The organism is Microbacterium sp. NPDC003461 (genome assembly GCF_053588335.1).
Genome location: NZ_JBSFPT010000004.1, coordinates 65146 through 87394, shown reverse-complemented (window position 1 = coordinate 87394; position 22249 = coordinate 65146). Strand labels below are relative to the sequence as shown.

At 71.6% G+C, this 22249-nt stretch carries 24 protein-coding genes; 14 read left to right on the top strand and 10 right to left on the bottom strand.

What is annotated here, in order from left to right; genetic code table 11:
* Positions 1-2: 2 nt before the first annotated feature.
* From ACWDR7_RS03445 to ACWDR7_RS03435, 3 genes are read left to right on the top strand one after another with little or no spacing between them, the layout of a single operon-like run.
* A complete protein-coding gene (locus tag ACWDR7_RS03445) occupies positions 3-845 on the top strand; it encodes a carbohydrate ABC transporter permease (RefSeq protein WP_449853533.1) in 843 nt (280 codons plus the stop codon).
* Complete coding sequence (locus ACWDR7_RS03440) at positions 842-1759, top strand: PfkB family carbohydrate kinase (protein WP_449853532.1); 918 nt, start codon at positions 842-844, stop codon at positions 1757-1759. The genes ACWDR7_RS03445 and ACWDR7_RS03440 overlap by 4 nt, the downstream gene beginning before the upstream one ends.
* A gap of 29 nt (positions 1760-1788) precedes the next feature.
* Positions 1789-2514 carry a GntR family transcriptional regulator gene (locus tag ACWDR7_RS03435; protein WP_449853531.1) on the top strand — a complete coding sequence of 242 codons (726 nt, stop codon included), beginning with the start codon at positions 1789-1791 and terminating at the stop codon, positions 2512-2514.
* An 87-nt stretch (positions 2515-2601) separates the two neighbouring features.
* Here the strand turns inward: ACWDR7_RS03435 and ACWDR7_RS03430 are convergent, their stop codons facing one another.
* Both ACWDR7_RS03430 and ACWDR7_RS03425 read right to left on the bottom strand, forming a co-directional pair.
* Positions 2602-3570: a DNA-3-methyladenine glycosylase family protein gene (locus ACWDR7_RS03430; protein ID WP_449853530.1), complete on the bottom strand. Its 969-nt coding sequence runs from the start codon at positions 3568-3570 to the stop codon at positions 2602-2604.
* 52 nt (positions 3571-3622) lie between these two features.
* Complete coding sequence (locus ACWDR7_RS03425) at positions 3623-4339, bottom strand: winged helix-turn-helix domain-containing protein (protein WP_449853529.1); 717 nt, start codon at positions 4337-4339, stop codon at positions 3623-3625.
* A 387-nt stretch (positions 4340-4726) separates the two neighbouring features.
* On the opposite strand from ACWDR7_RS03425, the gene ACWDR7_RS03420 reads away from it, so the two are divergent.
* Both ACWDR7_RS03420 and ACWDR7_RS03415 read left to right on the top strand, forming a co-directional pair.
* Positions 4727-5017, top strand: coding sequence for a GNAT family N-acetyltransferase (locus tag ACWDR7_RS03420; protein WP_449853528.1), 291 nt, complete (start codon positions 4727-4729; stop codon positions 5015-5017).
* Between the two features lie 41 nt (positions 5018-5058).
* Positions 5059-5775 (top strand): alpha/beta fold hydrolase, encoded by a 717-nt coding sequence (locus ACWDR7_RS03415; protein ID WP_449853527.1) that lies wholly within the window; start codon positions 5059-5061, stop codon positions 5773-5775.
* A gap of 63 nt (positions 5776-5838) precedes the next feature.
* Here ACWDR7_RS03415 and ACWDR7_RS03410 read toward each other — a convergent pair whose 3' ends face one another.
* Together ACWDR7_RS03410 and ACWDR7_RS03405 are read right to left on the bottom strand one after the other, a co-directional pair.
* Complete coding sequence (locus tag ACWDR7_RS03410) at positions 5839-6624, bottom strand: SseB family protein (RefSeq protein ID WP_449853526.1); 786 nt, start codon at positions 6622-6624, stop codon at positions 5839-5841.
* Positions 6625-6633: 9 nt separating this feature from the next.
* Positions 6634-7413 carry an alpha/beta fold hydrolase gene (locus ACWDR7_RS03405; RefSeq protein ID WP_449853525.1) on the bottom strand — a complete coding sequence of 260 codons (780 nt, stop codon included), beginning with the start codon at positions 7411-7413 and terminating at the stop codon, positions 6634-6636.
* A gap of 51 nt (positions 7414-7464) precedes the next feature.
* Here ACWDR7_RS03405 and ACWDR7_RS03400 point away from each other — a divergent pair, with 51 nt between their 5' ends.
* Positions 7465-7854, top strand: coding sequence for a nitroreductase family deazaflavin-dependent oxidoreductase (locus tag ACWDR7_RS03400; RefSeq protein ID WP_449853524.1), 390 nt, complete (start codon positions 7465-7467; stop codon positions 7852-7854).
* Between the two features lie 118 nt (positions 7855-7972).
* On the opposite strand, the gene ACWDR7_RS03395 is transcribed toward ACWDR7_RS03400, so the two are convergent.
* From ACWDR7_RS03395 to ACWDR7_RS03385, 3 genes are all read right to left on the bottom strand, one after another.
* The gene (locus ACWDR7_RS03395) at positions 7973-10954 is read right to left on the bottom strand and encodes a DEAD/DEAH box helicase (RefSeq protein WP_449853523.1); all 2982 of its coding nucleotides are present in this window, start codon (positions 10952-10954) and stop codon (positions 7973-7975) included.
* A complete protein-coding gene (locus tag ACWDR7_RS03390) occupies positions 10951-11346 on the bottom strand; it encodes a (deoxy)nucleoside triphosphate pyrophosphohydrolase (protein WP_449853522.1) in 396 nt (131 codons plus the stop codon). Before ACWDR7_RS03390 ends, ACWDR7_RS03395 begins: the two co-directional genes overlap by 4 nt.
* Positions 11347-11477: 131 nt before the next feature.
* Complete coding sequence (locus ACWDR7_RS03385; protein ID WP_449853521.1) at positions 11478-11804, bottom strand: hypothetical protein; 327 nt, start codon at positions 11802-11804, stop codon at positions 11478-11480.
* Between the two features lie 163 nt (positions 11805-11967).
* Between ACWDR7_RS03385 and ACWDR7_RS03380 the strand changes: the two genes are divergently transcribed.
* Together ACWDR7_RS03380 and ACWDR7_RS03375 are read left to right on the top strand one after the other, a co-directional pair.
* Positions 11968-12228 carry a type II toxin-antitoxin system prevent-host-death family antitoxin gene (locus tag ACWDR7_RS03380; protein ID WP_449853520.1) on the top strand — a complete coding sequence of 87 codons (261 nt, stop codon included), beginning with the start codon at positions 11968-11970 and terminating at the stop codon, positions 12226-12228.
* Positions 12229-12233: 5 nt separating this feature from the next.
* A complete protein-coding gene (locus tag ACWDR7_RS03375) occupies positions 12234-12665 on the top strand; it encodes a PIN domain-containing protein (protein ID WP_449853519.1) in 432 nt (143 codons plus the stop codon).
* A 4-nt stretch (positions 12666-12669) separates the two neighbouring features.
* Here ACWDR7_RS03375 and ACWDR7_RS03370 read toward each other — a convergent pair whose 3' ends face one another.
* A complete protein-coding gene (locus ACWDR7_RS03370; RefSeq protein WP_449853518.1) occupies positions 12670-12972 on the bottom strand; it encodes a DUF1905 domain-containing protein in 303 nt (100 codons plus the stop codon).
* Positions 12973-13063: 91 nt separating this feature from the next.
* Between ACWDR7_RS03370 and ACWDR7_RS03365 the strand changes: the two genes are divergently transcribed.
* The 4 genes from ACWDR7_RS03365 to ACWDR7_RS03350 are packed head-to-tail and all read left to right on the top strand — an operon-like array spanning position 13064 to position 18049.
* The gene (locus tag ACWDR7_RS03365) at positions 13064-14242 is read left to right on the top strand and encodes an exonuclease SbcCD subunit D (RefSeq protein WP_449853517.1); all 1179 of its coding nucleotides are present in this window, start codon (positions 13064-13066) and stop codon (positions 14240-14242) included.
* The gene (locus ACWDR7_RS03360) at positions 14239-17226 is read left to right on the top strand and encodes an AAA family ATPase (protein ID WP_449853516.1); all 2988 of its coding nucleotides are present in this window, start codon (positions 14239-14241) and stop codon (positions 17224-17226) included. The genes ACWDR7_RS03365 and ACWDR7_RS03360 overlap by 4 nt, the downstream gene beginning before the upstream one ends.
* A gap of 26 nt (positions 17227-17252) precedes the next feature.
* Positions 17253-17432 carry a hypothetical protein gene (locus tag ACWDR7_RS03355; RefSeq protein WP_449853515.1) on the top strand — a complete coding sequence of 60 codons (180 nt, stop codon included), beginning with the start codon at positions 17253-17255 and terminating at the stop codon, positions 17430-17432.
* Between the two features lie 5 nt (positions 17433-17437).
* Positions 17438-18049, top strand: a complete 612-nt coding sequence (locus ACWDR7_RS03350; protein ID WP_449853514.1) for a nucleoside deaminase — start codon at positions 17438-17440, stop codon at positions 18047-18049.
* Between the two features lie 47 nt (positions 18050-18096).
* Here ACWDR7_RS03350 and ACWDR7_RS03345 read toward each other — a convergent pair whose 3' ends face one another.
* Both ACWDR7_RS03345 and ACWDR7_RS03340 read right to left on the bottom strand, forming a co-directional pair.
* Positions 18097-18771 carry a response regulator transcription factor gene (locus ACWDR7_RS03345; protein ID WP_449853513.1) on the bottom strand — a complete coding sequence of 225 codons (675 nt, stop codon included), beginning with the start codon at positions 18769-18771 and terminating at the stop codon, positions 18097-18099.
* Positions 18756-20372, bottom strand: coding sequence for a sensor histidine kinase (locus ACWDR7_RS03340; protein ID WP_449853512.1), 1617 nt, complete (start codon positions 20370-20372; stop codon positions 18756-18758). The genes ACWDR7_RS03345 and ACWDR7_RS03340 overlap by 16 nt, the downstream gene beginning before the upstream one ends.
* A 112-nt stretch (positions 20373-20484) precedes the next feature.
* Between ACWDR7_RS03340 and ACWDR7_RS03335 the strand changes: the two genes are divergently transcribed.
* Positions 20485-21657, top strand: coding sequence for a phosphotransferase family protein (locus tag ACWDR7_RS03335; protein WP_449853511.1), 1173 nt, complete (start codon positions 20485-20487; stop codon positions 21655-21657).
* Positions 21658-21740: 83 nt separating this feature from the next.
* Complete coding sequence (locus ACWDR7_RS03330; protein WP_449853510.1) at positions 21741-22169, top strand: hypothetical protein; 429 nt, start codon at positions 21741-21743, stop codon at positions 22167-22169.
* Positions 22170-22249 lie beyond the last annotated feature (80 nt).

Here is a 22249-nt window from a genome sequence, read left to right as displayed (position 1 = left end):
CCGTGAGTGCTCCCCACCTCCGGCCGCTGGAGCGCATCCGGCAACTCCCCGTCTACGCCCTGCTGCTCATCTACGCCATCGTCATTGCATATCCGCTGCTGTGGATGGTGGTGTCGTCGTTCAAGTCGTCCACCGAGATATTCGCAGACCCGTGGGGGCTGCCTTCCACCTGGCTTGTGCAGAACTATGCGCAGGCGTGGGACAAGGGGATCTCGGACTACTTCCTGAACTCGGTGATCGTCACGCTCGCCTCGACGATCGGCACCGTCGTGATCGCCGCCCTGTGCGCGTATGGCATGGTGCGCATGTCGAGTCGCCTCGCCGACGTGGTGCTCGTGCTCGCAATGGGCGGGCTCGTGGTCGCCCCCCAGGTGAGCCTGATCCCGCTGTACCGCCTGCTCGATTCGATGGGGCTGCTCAACACCTCCTGGGCGATGATTCTGCCGTACGTGGCGTTCCGCCTCCCCATGGCGATCCTGCTCATCCGCTCGGTGTTCCTCGGCGTCCCGCGCGAACTGGTCGACGCGGCGACGATCGACGGATGCCGTTCCGGCGGCGTTCTCCGGCACGTCTACATCCCGCTGAGCAAGTCGGTGCTGATGACGTCCGCCGTGCTCACCGGGTATTTCGCCTGGAATGAGTTCCTCTTCGCGATCGTGTTCATCGACCAGGACTCGCTGCGCACCATCCCCGCGGGCCTGATGTCGTTCCGCGACGCGCTCTCGACAGAATGGGGAGTGCTGCTGGCCGGACTGACGATCGCCGCGCTCCCGATCGTGGTGGTGTTCATCTTGCTGCAGCGGTACTTCGTCGCGGGCGTCGCGGCGGGGAGTGTGAAGGGATGACGATGCACTCGTCCGAAGAACTGCGCGGCATCCTCAGTGCTGTGCCCGCGTCCTCGCTCGTCGGAGTCGGCGACAACGTGCTCGACTGCTACGTGCACGAAGACCTCGCGTACCCGGGTGGCAACGCCCTGAACGTCGCGGTCTACAGCCGGCTCTTCTTCGGAGCGGATGCCGGATTCGTGGGCATCATGGGCGACGACCGCTTCGCTGCGCACCTGCAGGGAGTGCTCGATGAGATCGGCGTCGATCGGTCCCGTGTCCGGCACGCCCACGGCGCCAACGGTATGGCGTTCGTCGAACTGGACGACGATGGCGACCGGGTCTTCGTCGGCTCCAACCGCGGCGGTGTGCAGGCCGAGTTGCGGTTGCGGATGACGGACGCCGATGCGGAGTACCTCGCCGGATACTCGCGCGTGCACACCTCCGTGTACTCGTCGATCGAGGCGGATCTCCCGGTGATCGCTGAACGGGGCACCGCCGTCTCATTCGACTACTCCAACGATGCCGCGGGCGACATCGTCCGCGCCACCGCGCGCCACGTCGATGTCGGCTTCTTCTCCGGCGGTGCGCTGACCGACGCGGAGGTCGACGCACTGGCCGCATTCGCGCTCGAGTGCGGCATGGCATCCGTCGTCATCACCCTCGGCTCTCGGGGAGCCCGGGCGTTCGAGGCCGGTACCACGCACACCGGGAGGGTCGTTCCCGTCGATGCCGTGGATGCACTGGGGGCGGGGGACGCCTTCATCACCGGGTTCCTGGCGGCCCGCGCGTCCGGAGCCGACATCGCTCGGAGCCTAGAAGTCGCCTCGACCACGGGCGCGCTCGCCTGCACGCTGCGAGGAGCGTTCGGTTACCCTGTCAACGGTGGGGACGACGCGCGAGCGCAGCTTCTACGCCGCTACCGGAAGGCGTGACGTGAACGCCGCGCCAAGGGGAGATCAGGGTGCAGAACGCGAACTCCACGCCGCTGCATGAGCAGATCCGCGCGCTCCTCATGCACGAGATCGAGGGCGGCGCGTACGCGGAGAGCGGCAAGCTGCCCCCAGAGCCCGAGTTGTGCGCGCGCTTCGGCGTGAGCCGCATCACTGTGCGGCGTGCCGTCGCCGATCTGGAGGGGATCGGACTCGTGCAGCGGCAGCAGGGACGCGGCACGTTCGTCTCGCCCGCGCGGGACGTGCTCGGCACCATGTCGGTCGGGGGCTTTGCCGACAAGGTGGTGGGCGATGGGGTCAAATCGCGCCGGATCATGAAGGCTGAGGTCCTCGCCGCCGACGAGCGCCGCGCAGCACGCCTCGAGGTGCCGGTGGGCTCACCCACCTTCCGCCTGGTGCGCGTGTTCGCCCTCAACGGCGTCCCGCTCTCGATCGACGTGAGCCGGTACTCGCTGCTGCGCTTCCCCGGCTTCGACCGCAAGATCATCGACGACGTCTCGACCTACCAGGTGCTGCGTGACGACTACGGCGTCGAGTTCGCCGAGATGCACCGCGAGATCGGCGTCGGCTTCACGAACAAACAGACGGCCGAGTGGCTGCAACGACCCGAGCGCGACCCCCTCATCGTGATCCGCAAGCGCGCGATCGACCAGGATGGTGGGCTGGTGCACACCTCGCGCGTGCGCGTGGTTCCGAGCCGGATGCGCCTCAACGTGGTCTCGCGCACAGCGGACTGAGACGCGCGCGCCGAGCGAGTTCGCTTCTCGTCGGGCGTTCGACAGCACCGCCGAATACTCGTGAGAACCGCACTCCAGCGACTCGCGTCAGCGATCCCGGTGGTCCTCCATGTGCAGCCGCGGGCCGCGCCGGGGCTCGGCCCGGCCGGCGGCGTAGATGAGGCGGATGACGCGCTGCCGGTGCCCGCGCCAGGGCTCGAGCAGCTCGATCATGCCGGCGTCGTCGGTGCGCGCGCCGGTGAGGGCGTAGCCCACGTGATGCGCGAGGTGGAAGTCGCCCACGCTCACGGCGTCCGGATCGCCGAGGGCCCGGATCCGCGTCTCGGCGATCGTCCACGGTCCGATGCCGCGCAGACTGCCGAGCGCGGCGTCGAGCCGGCCGGCGGACGCGGCGCGCTCGAGCGAGGCCGCCCGCGCGGCGGCCTCGGCGATCGTGCGGGCCTGCGGCGGCTCGAGCCCCGCGCGGTGCCACGCCCACGAGGGCACGCGCCGCCAGCCCTCGGGGGAGGGCGGTGCGAACATCGGCACCGGCGTGGGCCCGGGGGCGCGCTCGCCGCACCAGGTGACGATCCGCCGCCATGCGCCGAACGCCTGCCGCAGCGTGACCTTCTGCTCGGTGATCGCCTGCGCGAGCGCGTCGAAGAGCAGCTCGGTGCGCGCCATCCGCAGCCCGGGGTGGCGGCGGTGCGCCTCGGCGATCCAGGGCAGGCGCGGCTCGAAGGACGAGGGATCGTCGCCCGCGCCGCACAGCGCCGGGGCCTGTGCGATGGCCCACTCGCGCCCGGGCCCCCAGGCCGCCAGCCGCACCGATCCGTCGGCCGCCTGCCGCAGCGCGAGCGTCGCGACGCCCTCGGGAGTGCGGGTCGCGCGCCAGAGCACGGGCCCGTCGATGGTCTGCGTCGGATCGCCCGGTCCGCGCTGCAGCGCGGCCACGGTGGCGACGAGGTCGAGCTCGCCGCGGGGCCGGTACTCGCCCTCCAGCCGTGGACCCGGATCGGGCCGGGGGTCGCGCGTGCGCGTCGCGTGACGCGGGGCGAGCGCGGCGGCCGGGATCATGCCCCCACGCTACGCCGGGCCGCCGACATGCGCGGTGTGAGGGCGTGCGCGATCAGAAGCGGTCGGGGGAGGGCGTGCCGGTGCCGTAGCGGATGGCGACGTCGGCGTGGCGGTCGAAGCGGTAGCCGACGCCGCGCACCGTGCGCACGATCTCCTCGTAGCGGCCGAGCTTGGCGCGCAGGCGGCGCACGTGCACGTCGATCGTGCGCTCGCCGGGCGCGTTCGCGTCGGCGGCGTCCCACAGCGACTCGACGAGCTCGCCGCGCGCGATCGTGCGGCCCTCGCGCAGCACGAGGTACTGCAGCAGCTCGAACTCCTTGAAGGTGAGCGGCGCGGTCTCGCCGTCGATGACGATGCGCTTGCGCGACAGATCCACGACCACGCCCGTGCCCGTCTCGGGCTTCGGCGCCTCCTGCTTGGCGCGCGCGGCGGCGCCCGGCTCCTTGAGTGCGAGGCGCACGACGTCCACGTCGCGCCCGCCGGCCGACTGCGGTGCGAGGGCCACGGCGGCGTAGGTCTCGGCGCTCGGCGCGAGCTCGGCGAGCGTGCGGCGCAGCGCCTCGACGAGCGTGGGCAGGCTGACGCCGTCGATGGCGGCCTTCACCTCGTCGATCCCCACGTACAGCGCGAAGCCGCGGGGCGAGGTGCCGGCGGGCAGGGTGGCGGCGGAGGAGCGGATCGGGGAGCCGGCGGGGGCTGCCGTGTCGGCGGCGGCCTGGGTCGAGGTCTGGGTGGCAGCGGGGCGGTCGAGGAAGGCGGTGTTCGACATGAGGAGGTCCTTGGAATCACCCGATACGGGTGTGCGTCGATGCGGCATCGGGATGCGATGCAGCGGGGCCGCGTGATCCGGGAGGATGCGGCGGGGAGGGCTCCGCGGGGAGCTCGGGCTCAGCGCCCGTCAGAGCGGCGCGAGCGGTGCAGCGAGGAACGGATTCGACTCAGCGGCACATTCGACAGCACATGCCAACGCGACCGGGCATCATCATCCCGGCAACTCCATTCGCCTCCTGGGCGGACAGAATCGTGGCGTTGGCAGACATGCCGCCGATTATTGCCCGGTGTGATGCCGCGTGTCAAACCGCGTCGCCGCGTGACGAAACATGACGTCATCGGACGCTGCGGCGCCGGTGTCGCCGCACGCGCGTAGCCTGTTCGGGTGACCGATCTCACGTTCGCGAACGACACCGCGGCCTCCCGCTACACGCTGCATCGCGGCGACGACCTGGTGAGCGTGCTGGACTACCGCGACAACGGCCGCACCGTGGCGCTCACGCGCGCGTTCACGGTGCCGTCGTTCCGCGGGCACGGCTATGCCGGCGAGATCACCGAACGCGCCGTCGCCGACATCGAGGCGCGCGGCGACCGCGAGGTGCTGCCCGTGTGCTGGTACGTGGCCGACTGGTTCGCCGCCCATCCCGAGCGCGCCGGGGTGCTCGCCGCGCGCTGACGGGCGTTTCGGATGTCGGTGGCCCGGTCTAGCGTCGGGGCATGGACATCATTCTCATCGCCGGCTTCTGGCTGGACGGATCGTCGTGGTCGGCGCAGGTGCCGGCCCTCGAGGCCGCGGGGCACCGCGTGCACACGCCCACGCTGCCGGGCCTCGCGCCCGGCGACAGCACCGACGTGGGGCTGCAGGATCAGATCGACGCGGTCGTCGCGCTGATCGACGGCATCGACGGGCCGGTCGTCCTCGCCGGGCACTCGGGCGGCGGCAACGTGGCGTGGGGCGCGGCCGACGCGCGGCCGGATCGCGTGGCGCACGTCGTGTTCGTCGACTCGTTCCCGCCGCCGGACGGCCTCGTCGTCAACGACGAGCTGCCCGTCGTCGACGGGGTCATCCCGTTCCCCGAGGACCGCGCGGCGTACTTCGAGGACGCGGAGTTCGCCGACTTCACCGAGCAGCAGCTCGCGGAGTTCGTCGCGAACGCCATCCCCGAGCCGGCCCGCGTGGCGACGGAGCCGATCCGCCTGCGCGACGAGGCACGCCACCGCATCCCCGTGACGGTGTTCGCCACGGCGTTCCCGAAGGAGCAGATCGAGCAGCTGATCGAGGCGGGGCATCCGATGACCACCGAGCTCGACGCGCTGCACGAGCTCACGATCATCGGGCTGCCCACGAGCCACTGGCCGCAGCTGACCAGGCCCGCCGAGACCGCTCAGGTGCTCGTGGAGGCGGCGAACCGGGCGGCCGAAGAGCGGGAGTAGCCGGGGGAGGGCGCCGGGCCGGGCGCGTTCTGTGCCCGGCCCGGTGTCGCTCCGCGCCCGGTGTCACTCCGCGCGGTCGAACCAGGCCAGCTCGAGCTCGGCGCTCGGGCCGACGGGGTTCACGACGAGACCGGCCATGCCGTCGTCGCGGGCGCTCTCGACGATCCGGTCGATCGTCGTCGGCTGCGCCATGGCGTCGGGCGTCCACGCCCACAGCTCGGCCGGGCTGGAGAAGACGGCGTGCAGCACGCCGCCGTCCGCGCGCGTGGCGGTCGCGATCCGGTAGCCCGTGACCTCGCGGTCCTCGCCCGCGACGGGGATGCCGCCCACGTAGACGACGGCGTCGCGCAGCAGGCCCAGGAACTCGTCGAGCGGCACCCCGCCGTCCACCGTCGCCGAGGCGAGTCGGGCGGCGTCGGCGGGGTTGGCACCGAAGGCGCGCGAGATCTCGTCGGCGTACGCGATGAACGCGCCGTCCGTGCCGGCGTCGATCGCGATGCCCTCGTGCTGCGCGATGGCGTGCTCGAGCGTCGCCGCGCCCGACTGGGCGAGGGAGCGCGGCTCCTCGGCAGTGGTGAACGCGCGCAGGCGATCGTTGTCGGTGAAGGCCAGCAGCAGGTCCTTGCCGTCGGCGTCGCGCACGGAGGCCACGGCGAGCGTGTCGCCCTGCTGCATGGGGTTGTCGGGATCGGCGAACGTCGACGCGCTGATGTCGAGCAGCAGCTGGCCCGACATGGCCCGCCGCAGCGCGTCGCTGTGCGTCTGCGCGTCCTTCCGCTCAGCCCAGGCGTCGAGCGCCTGCTGGAGTCGGGCGTGCTGCACGAGCGATGGCTGCTGGGGGTCTGTCATCCCGCCACGCTACGCGGACGGATCGGCATCCGCGACCCCGCGCTCGCCGGTCTCGGCGAGCCACGCGACGATCCGATCCGCCGCCGGATCGGGATTGCGGATCATCGCCTCGTGCCCGCTGTCGGGGATCTCGCGCAGCTGCCCGAGGGGGAGGGCGTCGGCGACGGCGCGGCACCAGTCGTGCGGGGCGACGAGGTCCTTCTCGCCGCGCAGCACGAGCGCGGGCTCGGCCACGCGCGGGAACGCCCGCTCGGGCGCGTGGGTGAGCATGGCGCGCATCTTCAGGCGCAGGTGCGGGCCGGCGCGCACGTACTCGCGCGCGCCGATGAGCAGCACCTTGGGGCTCTCGTCGAGCAGGTCGGTGGCGAGGCGCCGCAGCTGCGTGAACGCGCGGCGCTTTCCGATCTCGACGGTCGGCCCGATGAGCACCGGGCGGGCCTTGAGGGCGGGGTGCCGTGCGGCGACCTCGACGGCGACCTGCGCGCCCATCGAGTGGCCGACAAGCACCGGCGCCTCGATCCGGTGCGCGCGCAGGAACGCGGCGACCATGTCGGCCATCCGCTCCACCGTCGGCACGCGCGGCGGCTCGGGCGCCTCGCCGTAGCCGGGCAGGTCGATCGCGATCGCCCGACCGTGGGCGCTCAGCCGCTCGCCGAGGCCGCCGAACACGCTGCGGCCCATCCCGATCCCGTGGATGAGCACGAACGTCACGTCGCCCGATCCGCGCTCCTCCCACACGAGCGTGGCGCCGTCGTGCGTGAACGGACGGGCCGGCGGTTCGAGGCGCATGGATCGAACCTACCCGGGCGGCGCGGGCCGGAACGGAGCAGACTGTGCCGCATGGGCGCCTTCAAGCAGCGATACGTCGCACTGCTTAACCGCACGCTCAACCCGCTCACCCTGCGCGCGGCCCGGCGCGGCCGCGGCCCGTTCTCGCTCGTGGAGCACGTGGGCCGCAAGTCGGGGCGCACATACGAGGCGCCGCTGATCCTCGCCCGCGTTCCCGAGGGCCTCGTCGCCGAGCTCACCTATGGCGACGGCGTCAACTGGTACCGCAACGTGCTCGCCGGCGGCGGGCGGGTGCTGCACCGCGGCCGGTGGTACCGGCTCACCGCCGTCGAGCCGTACGGCGTGCGGGAGGGGCTGCGAGCGTTCGGGCCCCCGGCGTCGTGGGTGCTGCGCCTGCTGCGGCGGCGGGAGTTTCGGTTGCTGCGGGTGGTGGGGGAGTAGAGCGCACCGGGGCGGGGCGCCTCAGCGCCGCCCGTCACACGACCCGTCGGCTCCGGCCCGCGCCGGGACCGATCCATCCGCCGGATGCCGGGCTGCCGCCCTCGCTTCCCCTGGGGCACTAGTCCAACGACGGGTGAAAGTAGGCGTAGAGAGCGTGCGGCATGGGCGACTCGAGTCGAAGATTCATGTGGACGACGTCGAGCGGTGAGCCGTCCTTGTCAGGCATTGTCGTCTGCATGGGGTTGGACGCGTGTGCCTGCCCGAGGTAGTAGAAGTCGGCGCCCTCAGCATCGTCCTTCTTGACGAACACGTGCACGTCGACTTCGCCCTGAATGATCGAACGCACCTCGGGTGTCGCGAGCGTCCGACGGCTTCTTGTGAACCAATGGACGTTCGATGCATCGAGAAGCTCATCGTCGTACGCCGTACTCGCCGAGACGTCCTCGTCCTTGTGAAGGGTGATGAAGATCGGGCACGTGGAGGTCGCGCGGTGAACCTTGTAGCCGAAGATTGCGCCCATCTCGTTGTTGTCCCAGCCGAGAAGGCGGCAGGCATCCTTGCGTGTGTACTGCATGCCGGGCTTCAGCGGGCGGTCGGCGGCGTATCGGGCTTCGATGAGCGCCAGACCTGTTTGTATAGCGTCATCTACAGCCTCAGCGAACCGTGCGTCCGCTGCGTACGAGCGGGTGAAATCCTCGCTCAGCGCAATCCCGCTACTACGCCGCACAATGATCGGGGCGCCATAACGAGCGACCTCTTGCTGAATCTGGAACTCGAGCGTGAGCACCCGAATGAGGGCGTCGAGCGCACGGGCCGAGGTCGAGGCGCCCCGGAGGGCAAGAGCTGCAGCAAGGTCGTCGCGATCCAGAACGCCGCCACTCTCCAAAAGGGCGCGAAGCGCCACGAGCTCATGCGGGCGTTTGGCGACGAGCAGCTCGTGGGTAATGAACTGCAGTGCCTTACTCTCCGTATCCGTGAGCGGCAGCGCGTTCCCCAGCGCTGACGCGACGAGGGCAGGGAAGTGTTCGCGGTGGGTCGCAAGAACGACCGGGTCAGTGGACTCGAAGCGCCAGAAGTCCCAGAGCAAGGGCTCGCGCCCAAGGCGGTTGAACATCGACTTCACCGCGCGTCGCAAGCTCGCGGCGCTGGTGAGCTTCGCGGACTGGATAGCAGCGAGCACCCGTTCCTTCGAGATCTGATCGAAGGAGATGCTGGAAAGGCCCGGAAGGACGCCCCTATCCGTGACTAGGTCCTTGCGTAGGGACTCCTTGTTGAGGGTCTCATCCCCGTAGAGCGCGATCGGGATCATAAAGTTGTTCGCGTAGTTGCCGATGAAGTCGATGACGACGAGATATTCCTTACCGGCAGCCTTGCGCAGCCCCCGACCGAGCTGCTGGACGAACACGATCGGCGACTGCGTCTGACGCAGCATGATGACTTGATTCACCGACGGGATGTCGACACCCTCGTTGAAAATGTCGACAGTAAGGATGTAGTCGAGTTCGCCGCGCTCAAGGCTTCCCACGGCGGCTTCACGTACGTCCATGCTGTCGGATCCCGTGAGAGCAATGGTGCGGAGCGGCTTGCCGTGCAGAGTTCGCTCGTTCAGCGCCGAGGACAGTGCATGTGCCTCTGTCTGCCGACTGCAGAAGATGAGCCCGCGCGGCGCGACGCCTGCCTGACCGTAGAGCTCAATGGCCTTAATCACATGATCGATACGTTCCGGGTTAATGAGCGCTGACAGGTCGGATTCGGCGTTGATGGTCGTGCCGTCCGAGAGCGTCACATCGGCAACGCCGTAGTAGTGGAAGGGTGCGAGCATCCCCTCTTCGAGAGCGTGCTGTAGCCGAATCTCGTACGGCACGACGTAGTTGAACAGCTCGAACACGTTGAATGCATCGGTGCGCTCGGGCGTAGCCGTCATACCCAGCATGAACTTCGGTGTGAAGTGCGTGAGCACCCGGAGATGCCCCTCCGCGCCGGCGCGATGAGCTTCATCGATCACCACATAGTCGAACTCATCGGGACGGAACTGGTCGAGCGCTCGCGACAGCGTCTGCACGGTAGAGAAGACATAACGGCGGTCCTGCTGCTTCACGTTGCCCGTGAACTTGCCGTAGTCCGCGAGAGATCCGCCAAGCACGCGGTGATATTCGGCGATGCTGCGATCGAGGATCTGCTCGCGGTGAACCACAAACAGGAGCCTCTTGGGCGCGCATGCGTGCACGTCGAACGCCGAGAGGATGGTCTTGCCTGTGCCTGTCGCCGACACCACGATCGCCCGGTTGGCGCCTTCCGCACGCACCCGTGCCAGCTCGTGGAGCGCGTCCTGTTGCATGCGATTCGGGCACAGCGTCTCGGGCTCGGTGGTATCCGGTCGCGCCGGTGCGAGCCGGACGCGTTCGGGGCGGGGGTCTGCGTCGTCGGCGACGGGTTCGTCCGCGATCGAGTCGGGCGCATCGGAGAAGTCGGGGCGATCCGTCGGCGTTGAGCGGGCCGTCGGAGGCACGTACCGCTTGCGGTACTGCTCGATCCAATCGCGAGTGAGCGGCTTCGAATCCTCGATCTGCCGCGTAACGAGGCGCGAGATCTGGTCGGCGAGATCGCTTCCCCGGGACGCGGTGACCTTGAGGTTCCACTCGTGGTTCGACGCGATCGCGGTGTGGGTGAGGTTGGAGCTCCCCATCATGGCGGTGATGGAACGGGCCGATTCGAAGATGTAACCCTTGGGGTGGAACGCCCGCGAATCGTGAAGCCGGACCTCGATGCCGAGCTGATCCCCAAGATTCAGCAGTTCGTCGAATGCGGTTGGTGCATTGAAGCCGAGGTAATCCGACGTGATAATCCGCCCTTTACCAGCGAAGTTCGCGAACTCCTGCTTGAGCAGCTGGATCGCGCGTGACGACACGAACGCGACCGAGAACGTGAATGTGTCGCAACGGCGGATTTCCTCGGCGAGCGTGTGCAGGACCTTTATGTCCTCGGTGTTGAGTACGACTCTCGGGTTGAACTGCCGCGGCGCGTCGGTGTCCTTGCTGAGATAGCCAAAGTCGATGTCGAGCTGGAGTTCGTCGCTCCGCGTGAAGTCGGGATTGCTCACGCCGCGAGCTTATCCTGCAGAATCTCCACGGCGGGGACATCGGCGGGTGCCCATTCGAGGTCGGATAGCGAATACGGCGGGAGCCAACGAACCTCCGCATGCTCGGTGAGCTCCGGCGTGCCATCGACGAGTTCACACAGGAAGGTCGTAAGCGTTACGATGCCGAACTCGTATTCATGTGTCGTGGTCGTCACTTCCTCGCCGACCTCGACAGTGCAATGAAGCTCCTCGTCGATCTCCCGGAGAAGGGCTTCACGGGGTGTCTCGCCTTGCTCGATCTTGCCGCCAGGGAACTCCCACATTCCCGCCAGGCTGCCGGGCCCACGCTGCGCGCAGAGGATCAGGGCGTCCTTGACGATGACCGCGCCGACAACATTGATCTGCTTCTTCACGATGGTCCCTTGGGTGGTGAGGTGGGCGTTGGTTGCCACGTTATCGGCTGCGACCGACACGAGCGGACTCACGGCTTTGACGCGCGGGACATCGCGCCGCACCCACTCTGCCTGTTCGCCCGGCGCGCCGATCAGTACGAGTAGTTGCGGTAGTAGTGCGCTTTGCCGACGGTCACCGGCACGCCGCCGTGGGTCCAGCCTCTCGCGGTGAGCGTCACCCTGATCTCGCGCGCGTCCTCCTGGCGCATGCTCAGCAGCTCGCTCGGGGTGTACGTGTGGCGCCAGACCGGGAAAGGGCCGTCGAAGTGTGAAGGCTCGTGTCCCGTCGAGGTGTCTACCTCGGCGAGTGGAGTCATCCAGAAGGTGTTGCCCGTCTCGCTCACTCGCGTGATGACGTAGGGGTATCGGTCCTGGGGGTAGTGGGCGGTCGCACCCGTTCCTGGGGTTGGGCTGGTCATCTGATGCCTCCTCGAGTGGCGTCCCGATCTGGGCGACATCCTGCCGTGAGGCACCGACACCCTGTGCGGACGCGGTCTGCACAAGCTGACAGCCTCGGGCCGTTGCCCGGAGCGGAACCGCGCCATAAAATAACTACCTACCTACCCACATGCGGGGGTGAACATGTCAAGGGTCACGGCAACCCAGTTCAATCAGCGCCCGCGCGAGGTCAAGGCGATGGCCGAGGCGGAGCCCGTGTTCATCACCGAACGTGGCCGCACGACGGCCGTGCTGCTCTCGGCGGCTGACTACACGAGGCTGTTCGACCCACGCCGTGGACGCCGCACCCTCCTCGACGTGCTCGGTGCGCGGAGCAGTGGCGATGACGACCTCGAGATCGAGCCGGATCGGTCCCTTGCCGTCATTCCGGATCTTGCGGACTGAACACGATGTTCCTCCTCGACACGAATGTCGTCTCCGAGGCGCGAAGGTCTCCCGAACGACGTGATCCCCACGTCACCACCTGGCTGAGCGACGTCGATGTGCTCGACACCTACCTCTCGGTGATCACCGTGGGGGAGATCCAGCGTGGCATCCTCCAGAAGAAGCGGACGGACCCGACGAGCGGCAATCGCCTCGAGGCCTGGTTCGAAGACGAGGTGCTTCCGCTCTTCAGCGGCCGAGTCCTGCCGGTGACGTACGAGATCGCGTACCGCGACGCCGAACTGCACGTCCCGAACCCGCGGCCGATTCGCGATGGACTCATCGCCGCGACGGCGCTGGTGCACGGCCTGATCGTCGCCACGCGCAACGTGGCCGACTTCGCCCCGACCGGCGTGAAGATCGTGAACCCCTGGGAGCCTCTCGCGAGCGAGGGCTGAGGACTCAGCCCTCCACCCGCAGCTCCACGCGCACGTCGTCGCCCGGGCCGATGCCCTCGGCGGTGCGGACGGACTTCTTGATCGGCAGGACGTGGGTCTTCTGCTCGTTGCTGGGGAAGACGCTCGTGCGCCAGGTCGTGGCGCCCACCGTCACCTCGACGGGCACGCTGCCGAAGCCCGCGCCGGGCATCGCGTGGCCCTCGACGGCGTCGGCCACCTCGAAGGGCAGGCTCACGAACCACCAGCCGCCGGCCTCGGTGCGCGCGGACCACTTCCACAGCGGGGTCGTGAAGGTGTACGTCGGCATGGATCCATCATCCCGCGGCGATCGGCTGGGGATCGGCGCAACCGCGGCGGTGTTCCGCGGGAATGTCGGAGGCCGTCCTTACCGTGGGGGTATGCGGATCCTGCACACCTCTGACTGGCACATCGGGCGGTCGTTCCATGGGAACTCGACTCTCGATGCGCTGCGCGGTGTGCTGGGGGCGCTCACGGATCAGGTGCGCGAGCACCGCGTCGACGTCGTCGTGATCGCGGGCGACGTGTTCGACTCGGCGACGCCCGCGGCCGCCTGCTACACGCTGCTGACCGACGCCCTGCGCGGCATCAGCGACGCGGGCGCGCAGATCGTGCTCACGAGCGGCAACCACGACAACGCGGCACGGCTCGGGTTCATGGCGCCGCTGCTGCGCGACGGGATCCACGTCGTCACCGATCCCGCGGGCGTCGGCACGCCCGTCACGCTGGCCGACGAGCACGGACCGGTGCACTTCTACGGCATCCCGTACCTCGAGCCGATCATCGTGCGCGGCATCTGGCCGGGCACCGCCACCCGCACCCAGGAGCAGGCGATCGCGCACGCGATGTCGCTCGTGAACGCGGATCGCGCCGCGCGCGGCGGCCGATCGGTCGTGGCGTCGCACTGCTTCACCGCCGGCGTCGAGGCGAGTCCGGGTGTCGAGCGCGAGATCCGCACCGACCTGCGGCAGGGGTCGCTCGACGTCGTGCCGCTCGCGGCCTTCGACGGCCCCGACTACGTCGCGCTCGGGCACATCCACGGCCGCTCGCGGCTCGCCGAGCACATCCGCTACAGCGGCGCGCCCCTGCACTACAGCTTCAGCGAGGCCGGCAAGCCGCGCGGCTCGTGGCTCGTCGACCTCGACGCCGACGGGCTCGCGGGCGTCGAGTGGCTGGAGCTGCCCGTGCCGCGCCCGCTCGTCACCCTGCGCGGCACGCTCGACGAGCTGCTGTCCGACGTCGCGCACGATGTGCACGCCGACGCCTGGGTGTGCGCGGTCCTCACCGACGCGACGCCGCAGCCCGAGCCGATGCGCCGCCTGCAGCAGCGCTTCCCGCACTGCGCCACCATCCAGCTCGACCCGCAGAACCGCGCGGAGGACGACGGCCTCAGCTACCGCGCCCGCGTCGTGGCCGCGCGCAGCGACGGCGAGCTCATCGACACGTTCCTCACCCACGTGCGCGAGGGCGAGGGGGCCACGGCCGACGAGCACGAGCTGCTCGCCGACGTCATCGCCGCGCGCACCGCGGCCGACCGCGAGGCGACGGTGCCGGCATGAGGATCCACCGCATCGAGATCGAGGGGTTCGGGCCGTTCCGCGCCCGCCAGACCGTGGATCTCGACGCGTATGCCGCGGACGGCATCTTCCTGATCGGCGGACGCACGGGCGCCGGCAAGTCGAGCATCCTCGACGCCGTCTGCTTCGCGCTGTACGGATCGGTGCCCCGCTACGAGGACGGCGACAAGCGCCTGCGCAGCGATCACGCGCGACCGGACGACCCCACAGAGGTCGCGCTCGAGTTCACCACCGGCGGGCGCACCTGGCGCATCGAGCGCTCGCCCGACTACCTGCGGCCGAAGAAGCGCGGCGACGGCAGCACGAAGCAGCCCGCCGAGGCGCGCATGTACGAGCGCGTGGGCGAGGAGTGGATCGGCCGCGCGGCGCGCCCCGTCGACGTGGCGCAGCTGGTCGACGAGGTCATCGGCCTCAACCAGCAGCAGTTCCTGCAGGTGATCCTGCTGGCCCAGGGCCGCTTCGCACGGTTCCTCCTCGCCAGGAACGACGAGCGGCAGGCGCTCCTGCGCACGCTGTTCGGCACCAAGCGCTTCGAGGACTACGAGCGCGCGCTCGAGGAGCGCCGCAAGGACGCCGTCGCGCGCGTCGAGGGCGAGAGCCAGGCCCTCACGGCGCGGCTCGAGCACGCCGAGGCGACGGCCGGCGACATCCTCGAGCCGCTCGGGGGAGAGCCCGGGCTCGACGAGCGCATCGCCTGGATCGGCAGCGCCGCGCTGCGGGCGCGGCACCTGGCCGAGGAAGCCGACGCCGCCCAGCAGCAGGTGACCGGGCAGCTCGCCGCGGCCGAGGCCGCGCACACCGAGCGCACCGCCCAGCGCGACAAGCAGCGGCGCCGCGACGCCGCCCGCGAGTCCCTCGCCGCACTCGAGGCTCGTGCCGACGAGATTGCCGCGCTGCGCGCCGAGCGCGACGCCGCCCAGCGCGCCGAGCCCGTGCGCGCCGCGAAGGACGCCGCCGCCCGCGCGCTCGCCGCGGTCGAGGTCGCGGGCGCCGTGCTCGACGACGCCCGCGCGGAGTGGGACGACGCCCGCGCAGGCCACGAGGCCGGCGCCGACCCCGACGCGCTCTACGAGCTCGTCGCGACGGCGCAGCAGCGCATCGGATCGTGGCGCCCCCTGCGCGACATCGAGGCCCGGCTCGACGCCGACGAGCAGGCGCTGGGCGATCTGCGCGCCCGCGCCGCCGACGCCGCCGAGCGCGCGGGCGCCCTCGCCGAGCGCACGCGCGCGCTGCCCGCCGAGCGCGAGCGGATCCAGGCCGCGCTCGGCCGCACGGAGGTCGCCGCCGCGACCATCGACGCGCTGCGCCAGGCGGTCGCCGCCCTCGAGACCCGGCTCGCCGCAGCACGCTCGCTCGCGGCGCTTGCCGACGCCCAGCGCGCCGCCTTCGAGGCACTGCAGCAGGTCAAGAGGCGCAAGGACGAGGCCGAGGCGCACCTCGCCGACCTGCAGGCGCGGCGCTTCGCCGGCATGGCGGGGGAGCTGGCCGCCGAGCTCGTCGACGGCGAGCCCTGCGCGGTCTGCGGATCGACCAGCCACCCCGCACCCGCCGCGCGCGGCGACGACCCCGTCACCGTCGACGACATCGAGCGCGCCGACGCCGCCCGCCGCGACGCGACCGCCGCGTACGAGACCGCCAACGCCGCCCTCGCCGAGGCCGACCGCGCCCACGCCGACGCGCAGAAGGATGCCGCCGGCGGCACGGCCGACGAGCTCGAGGCCGCGCTCGCCGCGAAGCAGCAGGAGCTCTCCGCCGCCGAGGCCGCGGCCGCCGAGAAGGAGCGCCTCGTCGCCGAGCGCGACGCGCTCGAGGCCGAGGCGCAGCGGGCCGACGCCGAGCAGGCGGCGATCATCGCCGAGCGCAGCGACCTCGACGCGCGCATCGAGGCGGCCGAGGCCGCGCTCGCGCAGAACCGCGCCGCCGTCGCGGAGGTGCGGGGATCGGCCGAATCCGTGGCCGCCCGCATCGACGCGGAGCAGCGCCTGGTTGCCGCCGCGACCGCCTACGCCGAGGCGCAGCGCGAGTCCGCGCGCGCCGAGAAGGCCGCCGCCGACGCCGCGGCCGCGCTGCAGACCGCGGTCGACGAGGCCGGCTTCCCCGACCCCGCCGAGGCGCTCACCGCGCTGCGCGACGCGGCGCAGCGCGAGGGCCTCGACGCGCGCATCCACGAGCACGACACGGCCCTCGCCGCCACGCGTTCGACCCTGCTCGAGCTCGAGCTCGAGGCGCTGCCCGAGGAGCCCGTCGACACGACCGCGAGCGCCGCCGCGGTGGCCGCCGCCAAGGAGGCGTGGGCAGCCGCCGTGAAGGCGCACACCGCCGCCGCCGAGCGCGCCCGCACCCTGGAGGGCGCCGTCGAGCGCATCGCCGCCGCGCACGCGCAGATCGCCGGCCTCGCGGCCGAGGCCGCCGCGATCCGGCGCCTCGCCGACACCGTCGCGGGCCGCGCGCCGAACGCGAGGCGCATGAAGCTCGAGACCTTCGTCCTCGCCGCCGAGCTCGAAGAGATCGTCGCGGCCGCGAACACCCGGCTCGCCGAGATGTCGGGCGACCGCTACCGCCTCCAGCACAGCGACGCCCTCGCCGCGCGCGGCGCCGCGAGCGGGCTCGGCCTCGAGGTGATGGACCGATTCACCGGGCGCGCCCGCCCGCCGCACTCGCTCTCGGGCGGCGAGACGTTCCTCGCCTCCCTCGCCCTCGCGCTGGGCCTGGCGGAGGTCGTCACGAGTCGGGCCGGCGGCATCCGCCTCGACACGCTCTTCATCGACGAGGGCTTCGGATCCCTCGACGCCGAGACCCTCGACGTCGCCATGCGCACCCTCGACGAGCTGCGCCAGGGCGGCCGCACGGTCGGCGTCATCAGCCACGTCGAGGCGATGAAGGAGCAGATCCCCGCCCAGCTGCGCGTCGAGCAGACCCCGCAGGGCTGGAGCGTGATCCACCAGGACGCGCCCGCCTTCGCGTGATCCGCACCGGGGCCTAGGCTGGAAGCGTGAACAAGAGCACCCTGTGGACCTGGATCGGCGTCATCGTCGCCGTCGTCATCGCGTGGTTCGTCATCGAGCTGCTCTTCTCGCTGATGTGGTTCATCGCCAAGCTCGTGGCCGTCGCCGTCGTGGCGGTCCTCGTCTTCGCCGCGCTGCGCCTCGTCTTCAGCCGCAGCGAAGAGTGAGCTCCGTGGACACGTCGCCGCTCGCCGAGAGCTTCACCATCGCGCTGCCCGCCTGGGTGCGCGACGAGCTCGCCGCCCTGCCCGACGAGATCCCCGCCGTCGAGGACCGCATGGCCCTCGCCCACCGCCTGGCCGACCGCAACTGGCGCGAGGGCAGCGGCGGGCCGTTCGCCGCGATCGTGTCGGAGCGCGCAACCGGCCGGATCGTGTCGGTCGGCGTCAACGCCGTGCTCGGCAGTGGCGTCTCGTCCGCGCACGCCGAGGTCGTCGCGCTCGGCCTCGCGCAGGCGCACCTGGGCGCGTGGGATCTCGGCGGCGAGGGCCTGCCCGAGCACGAGATCGTCGTCAACGCACGGCCGTGCGTGCAGTGCTACGGCGCCGTGCTGTGGTCGGGCGTGCGCTCGCTCGTCATCGGCGTCGACGGCCCCGAGGTCGAGCAGATCACGACCTTCGACGAGGGCCCCATGGTCGCCGACTGGGCCGAGCAGTTCGAGGCGCGCGGCATCCGCGTGGCCCAGGGCGTGCTGCACGACGAGGGCGTCGCCGTGCTGCGCGCCTACCGCGCGGGGGTCGACGCCGGCGACGTCACCGTCTACAACGCCCGCTCCGGCGCGTAGGCCCGAGGTCGCCCCGATCGGTTGCTGAACGGAGCGCCCGCAGCGCGTCACGCCATGCGGTAGCCGGCGCCGCGGACCGTCTCGATCCGATCCGCGCCGAGCTTCTGGCGCAGGTAGCCGATGTACACGTCGGCCACGTTCGATCCCGGGTCGAAGTCGAATCCCCACACGCGGCTGAGCAGCTGTTCGCGGCTGAGCACCTGGCCCGCGTGCCGCACGAGCTCCTCGGCCAGCGCGAACTCCCGCGCCGACAGATCCACCCTCGTGCCGTCGTCGAGCACCGCCCGCCGCGAGCGCACGTCGAGCACGAGGTCGCGATGCCGCAGCTCGCCCGAGGCGCCGCCCGCGCCCGCGCCCTCCTCGGCCGCGCGCATGCGCAGCCGGATGCGCGCCAGCAGCTCGTCGAAGCGGAACGGCTTGCCGAGATAGTCGTCGGCGCCGCCCTCCAGGCCCGCCACCGTGTCGTTCAGGTCGGTGCGCGCGGTGAGCATGATGACCGGCATGCGCGAGCCCGAACCGCGCAGCTGGTCGAGCACCGCGAAGCCGTCCATCCGCGGCATGTTCACATCGAGCACGAGCAGGTCGAACTCGCCCGTCAGGGCCAGGTCCAGGGCCTCGGCCCCGTCGGGCGCGACGCGCGTGGCGAAGCCCGCGGCACGCAGCCCCTTCTCGATGAACCCGGCGATGCGGGCCTCGTCGTCGGCGATCAGGATCGAGGCCACGGCGTCTCCTTCGCGGTCGGGGAATCGGGGGAGGGATCGGAACCGGACGGATCGGCACCCGGATCGGCAGACGGATCCGATCGCGGACCGCCGTCCGCACCGCGATCCGCCGCCGGCAGCGGAGGCCGCGGCGGGATGTCCGCATCGGCCGGCACCCCCGCCGCGTCCCGCTCGTCCGGAGCGCCGTGCGGCAGCGGGAACGAGAGGACGAACACCGCGCCCGGGCCGTCGTAGGGGTCGATCACGCGGGCGGAGCCGCCGTGGGCGCGCGCGATCACCTGCACGATGTTGAGGCCCAGCCCGCTGCCGCGCCCGGTGGCGTCCTCGCGGTGGAAGCGCTCGAACACCCGCTCGCGCGCCTCGACGGGGACGCCGGGACCGAAGTCGCGCACCCAGATCTCCAGCGCGCCGTCGGCGATGCGGCTGCCGATCACGAGCCGGCCGCCGCCGTGGGTCACGCCGTTCTGCGTCAGCTGCAGCACGGCCTGCGTGACCCGGCCGGGGTCCAGGGGTACGACGGCCGAGACGACCGGCCCCTCGGTCACCGACGCGCCCTCGATCGCCCGCGCCTTGCGGACGATCTGCGAGAGCAGATCCGGCACGTCCGTCGGCTCCACCCGCACGGGAGACGCGCCGTGCAGCGACGCCGCCTCCGAGAGGTCCTGCACGAGCGTGCTCATGCGGTCCAGCTCGTCGATCGCGAGCTCCTGCGTCTCGCGCACGTCGGCCGGATCGGCGGGATCCATCAGCTCGAGATGGCCGCGCACGATCGTGATCGGCGTGCGCAGCTCGTGGCGCACGTCGCTCAGCAGCTGCCGCTGCGAGTCGAGCGCCTGGTCGAGGCGGTCGAGCATGTCGTTCATCGTGCGGGCGAGCTCCGACACGTCGTCGCGGCCCTCGATGGGCAGGCGCTCGGTGAGCGACTGGCCCGACACGCGCTCGGCCGTCTCGCGCATCTGGCGCAGCGGCCGCAGCAGCCGGCCCGCGGCCAGCGCGCCCGCCGCCACGATGAGGACGATCATGATCCCCGAGGCGACGAGGTACGCCCGGGCCGGCTCGTTGATCTCCGCGAGCTCTGCGTTGAGGTCGTACGCCATGACGAAGAGCACCTCGTCGTCGCCGGTGTCGCCCTCGAGCACGATCGGCGTCGCCAGGTACTGCCAGGCGGAGTCTGCGTCGACGTAGCGGCCGAGCATCGCGTTGCGCTGATCCGCCTCGCGCACCACGTGCTCGACGAAGCCGGCGTTGTCCTCCAGATCGAGGTCCAGCGGCACGCCGGGCTTGAGCTCGGCGGCGCCGTTCACGATGCCGAGCACGCCCATGTTGTCGTCGGGGCTGATGCGCTCCACCACCACGCGCAGCGCGTCGCGGGCCGTGGCGCCGGGCTGATCGGCCACGACGTTCTGCACGAACTGCTGCGCCGAGCCGAGGTTGTCGAGCAACAGGTCCTCCACCGACGCGAGGATCCGCTCGCGCTCGACGAGGTACACCGCGCCGCCCACGCCCGCCAGGCCCACGACGGCCACCGCCGTGATCACCGCCATGAGGCGCGCACGCACCGAGAGCACGCGGCGCCGCGGCGCGGCCTGGGGCGAATCCATGCGTTCAGTATTCCGTGCGCGCCGGAGGGGAAACGGCCGGACAGCGCGAATATAAGAGCACTCTCACCCCGCGGGCGGTGCGCGTCTGAGACGGCGGTGGTGGGATCGGATCATGCAGGAGACCGAGGTGCCCGCGGCCGCGCGGATCGACGAGGCGGCGCTGCTGGCCGAGGCGTTCGAGACCGACCCCGCCGCGCTGCGGCTGATCAGCCGCGAGCCGCTGGGGCGCGGCGGATCCGTCGCCGGGTTCGAGGTCGCGCACGACGGGGGAGCGACCTCCCTCGCGTACGTCGACACCTCGGGCCTGCCCGTGCCCGCCGAGACGGGCCTCGTGCTCGAAGGGGTCGCGCGGGTGTGGACGCACCCCGCCGATCCGCACCTCCCCGCGCTCGTGCCCGTCGCCTTCGGCGGAGCGCTGGAGGTGCTGCTGCGCCGGCTCGGCATCGCGGCGGAGGGCGCGCCCGAGATGGTCGGGTACCGGCCCGGCCGGCGCGCGGTGCTGCGCGTGCCGGCCGACGGCGGCAGCGCCTGGATCAAGGTGGTGCGGCCGAGCCGCATCGAGCGCGTCGTCGACGCGCACCGCGCCCTGCGCGAGGCCGGGCTGCCCGTGCCCGCAGTGCGGGGCTGGTCGCCCGACGGGGTGCTCGTGATCGACCAGGCCGAGGGCGTCGCGGCGACCGAGGTGGAGTGGCACCCCGACGCGCTGCTCGCGGAGGCCGACCGCCTGCGCTCGGCCGTGGCGGCGGCGACGGCGCCGTGGGAGGCGCGCACGGGCGTGCCGGCGCGGCTGCCCTGGTACGCCGTCCGGTTGCGAGGCGCGCTGCCGGGCGAGCGGCGCCGCGTGGACGCGCTGAGCGCCGCCGCCGCGCGGGAGCTCGCCGCCGACGCCGCCCCGCGCGTCGTCGTGCACGGCGACCTGCACCTCGGGCAGCTGTTCCTGCAGGGCACGGGAAGCGACATCCGGATCAGCGGGATCATCGACGCCGATACGGCGGGGCTCGGCGACGCGGCCGAGGACGCCGCCGCGTTCGTCTCGCACGCGACCGCCAGCGCGCTGCTGACGGAGGGGATGAGCGGGCTCGACCGGATCTGGGCGCTCGCCGAGGGCGCGCGCGAGCGGTGGCGCTCGCCTCGCGTGGGCGCGCTCGCCGTCGTGCACCTGCTCGGCCACGCGCTCGCCGCGGCCGAGCGCGCCGATGCTCCTCGCGCCCGGCGGCTGCTGGCGCTCGCCGAGGCGATCCGCGACGACGCGCCCCTGCGCTCCGCGGCCGACGCGGGCGCCTAAGAGCCTTCTCATGAACGGCTTCCGAGCCGTTTAGCGCGCCTCGCGAGACTGAGAGCGCCCGGAACGCACACGCAGGAGGACGCATGGACAGGAAGTGGATCGCCTACGGAGTCACCGGTGCGCTCGGCGTGGCCGTGATCGGCGGCGGCGCCTTCGCCGCGGCCTCGGCCATGGAGCTGCGCACGGGCACCGGCCAGGTCATCGCGCAGGGCACGATCACGGGCGCCGAGACCGAGCTGTCGCGCCAGGCGGTGGCTCGCGGGACGCTCGCGATCAGCGCGGCGACGCCCGGCGAGACCGCGACGGCGGCCACCCCCGCCTCGACCGCCGGGCCGAGCACCGCCTCGGCCGCGACGCCGGGCGAGGTCGCATCCGCGCCGTCCGCTCCCGCACCGGAGCCCGCCCCCGCTCCGGCGCCTGCGCCCGCCCCGGCCCCGGCTCCCGCGCCCGAGCCGGTCTCGCCTCCGTCGCCGGTGAGCGCCGCCTCCGTCGCGTCCGCCGAGAGCGACTGAGCTCCCGACGCCAAGCCTCGCCGCTCACCCGAGCGGCGGGGCTTTCTTGTGGAGTTGCGGTTTCGCTTCATCTCCGGCGC

Coding starts and splice junctions, on each gene's coding strand:
- ACWDR7_RS03440 (WP_449853532.1), top strand. CDS start 842: ATGACGATGCACTCGTCCGAAGAACTGCGCGGCATCCTCAGTGCTGTG.
- ACWDR7_RS03430 (WP_449853530.1), bottom strand. CDS start 3,570: ATGATCCCGGCCGCCGCGCTCGCCCCGCGTCACGCGACGCGCACGCGC.
- ACWDR7_RS03425 (WP_449853529.1), bottom strand. CDS start 4,339: ATGTCGAACACCGCCTTCCTCGACCGCCCCGCTGCCACCCAGACCTCG.
- ACWDR7_RS03415 (WP_449853527.1), top strand. CDS start 5,059: ATGGACATCATTCTCATCGCCGGCTTCTGGCTGGACGGATCGTCGTGG.
- ACWDR7_RS03410 (WP_449853526.1), bottom strand. CDS start 6,624: ATGACAGACCCCCAGCAGCCATCGCTCGTGCAGCACGCCCGACTCCAG.
- ACWDR7_RS03405 (WP_449853525.1), bottom strand. CDS start 7,413: ATGCGCCTCGAACCGCCGGCCCGTCCGTTCACGCACGACGGCGCCACG.
- ACWDR7_RS03400 (WP_449853524.1), top strand. CDS start 7,465: ATGGGCGCCTTCAAGCAGCGATACGTCGCACTGCTTAACCGCACGCTC.
- ACWDR7_RS03385 (WP_449853521.1), bottom strand. CDS start 11,804: ATGACCAGCCCAACCCCAGGAACGGGTGCGACCGCCCACTACCCCCAG.
- ACWDR7_RS03380 (WP_449853520.1), top strand. CDS start 11,968: ATGTCAAGGGTCACGGCAACCCAGTTCAATCAGCGCCCGCGCGAGGTC.
- ACWDR7_RS03375 (WP_449853519.1), top strand. CDS start 12,234: ATGTTCCTCCTCGACACGAATGTCGTCTCCGAGGCGCGAAGGTCTCCC.
- ACWDR7_RS03370 (WP_449853518.1), bottom strand. CDS start 12,972: ATGCCGACGTACACCTTCACGACCCCGCTGTGGAAGTGGTCCGCGCGC.
- ACWDR7_RS03365 (WP_449853517.1), top strand. CDS start 13,064: ATGCGGATCCTGCACACCTCTGACTGGCACATCGGGCGGTCGTTCCAT.
- ACWDR7_RS03360 (WP_449853516.1), top strand. CDS start 14,239: ATGAGGATCCACCGCATCGAGATCGAGGGGTTCGGGCCGTTCCGCGCC.
- ACWDR7_RS03340 (WP_449853512.1), bottom strand. CDS start 20,372: ATGGATTCGCCCCAGGCCGCGCCGCGGCGCCGCGTGCTCTCGGTGCGT.
- ACWDR7_RS03335 (WP_449853511.1), top strand. CDS start 20,485: ATGCAGGAGACCGAGGTGCCCGCGGCCGCGCGGATCGACGAGGCGGCG.
- ACWDR7_RS03330 (WP_449853510.1), top strand. CDS start 21,741: ATGGACAGGAAGTGGATCGCCTACGGAGTCACCGGTGCGCTCGGCGTG.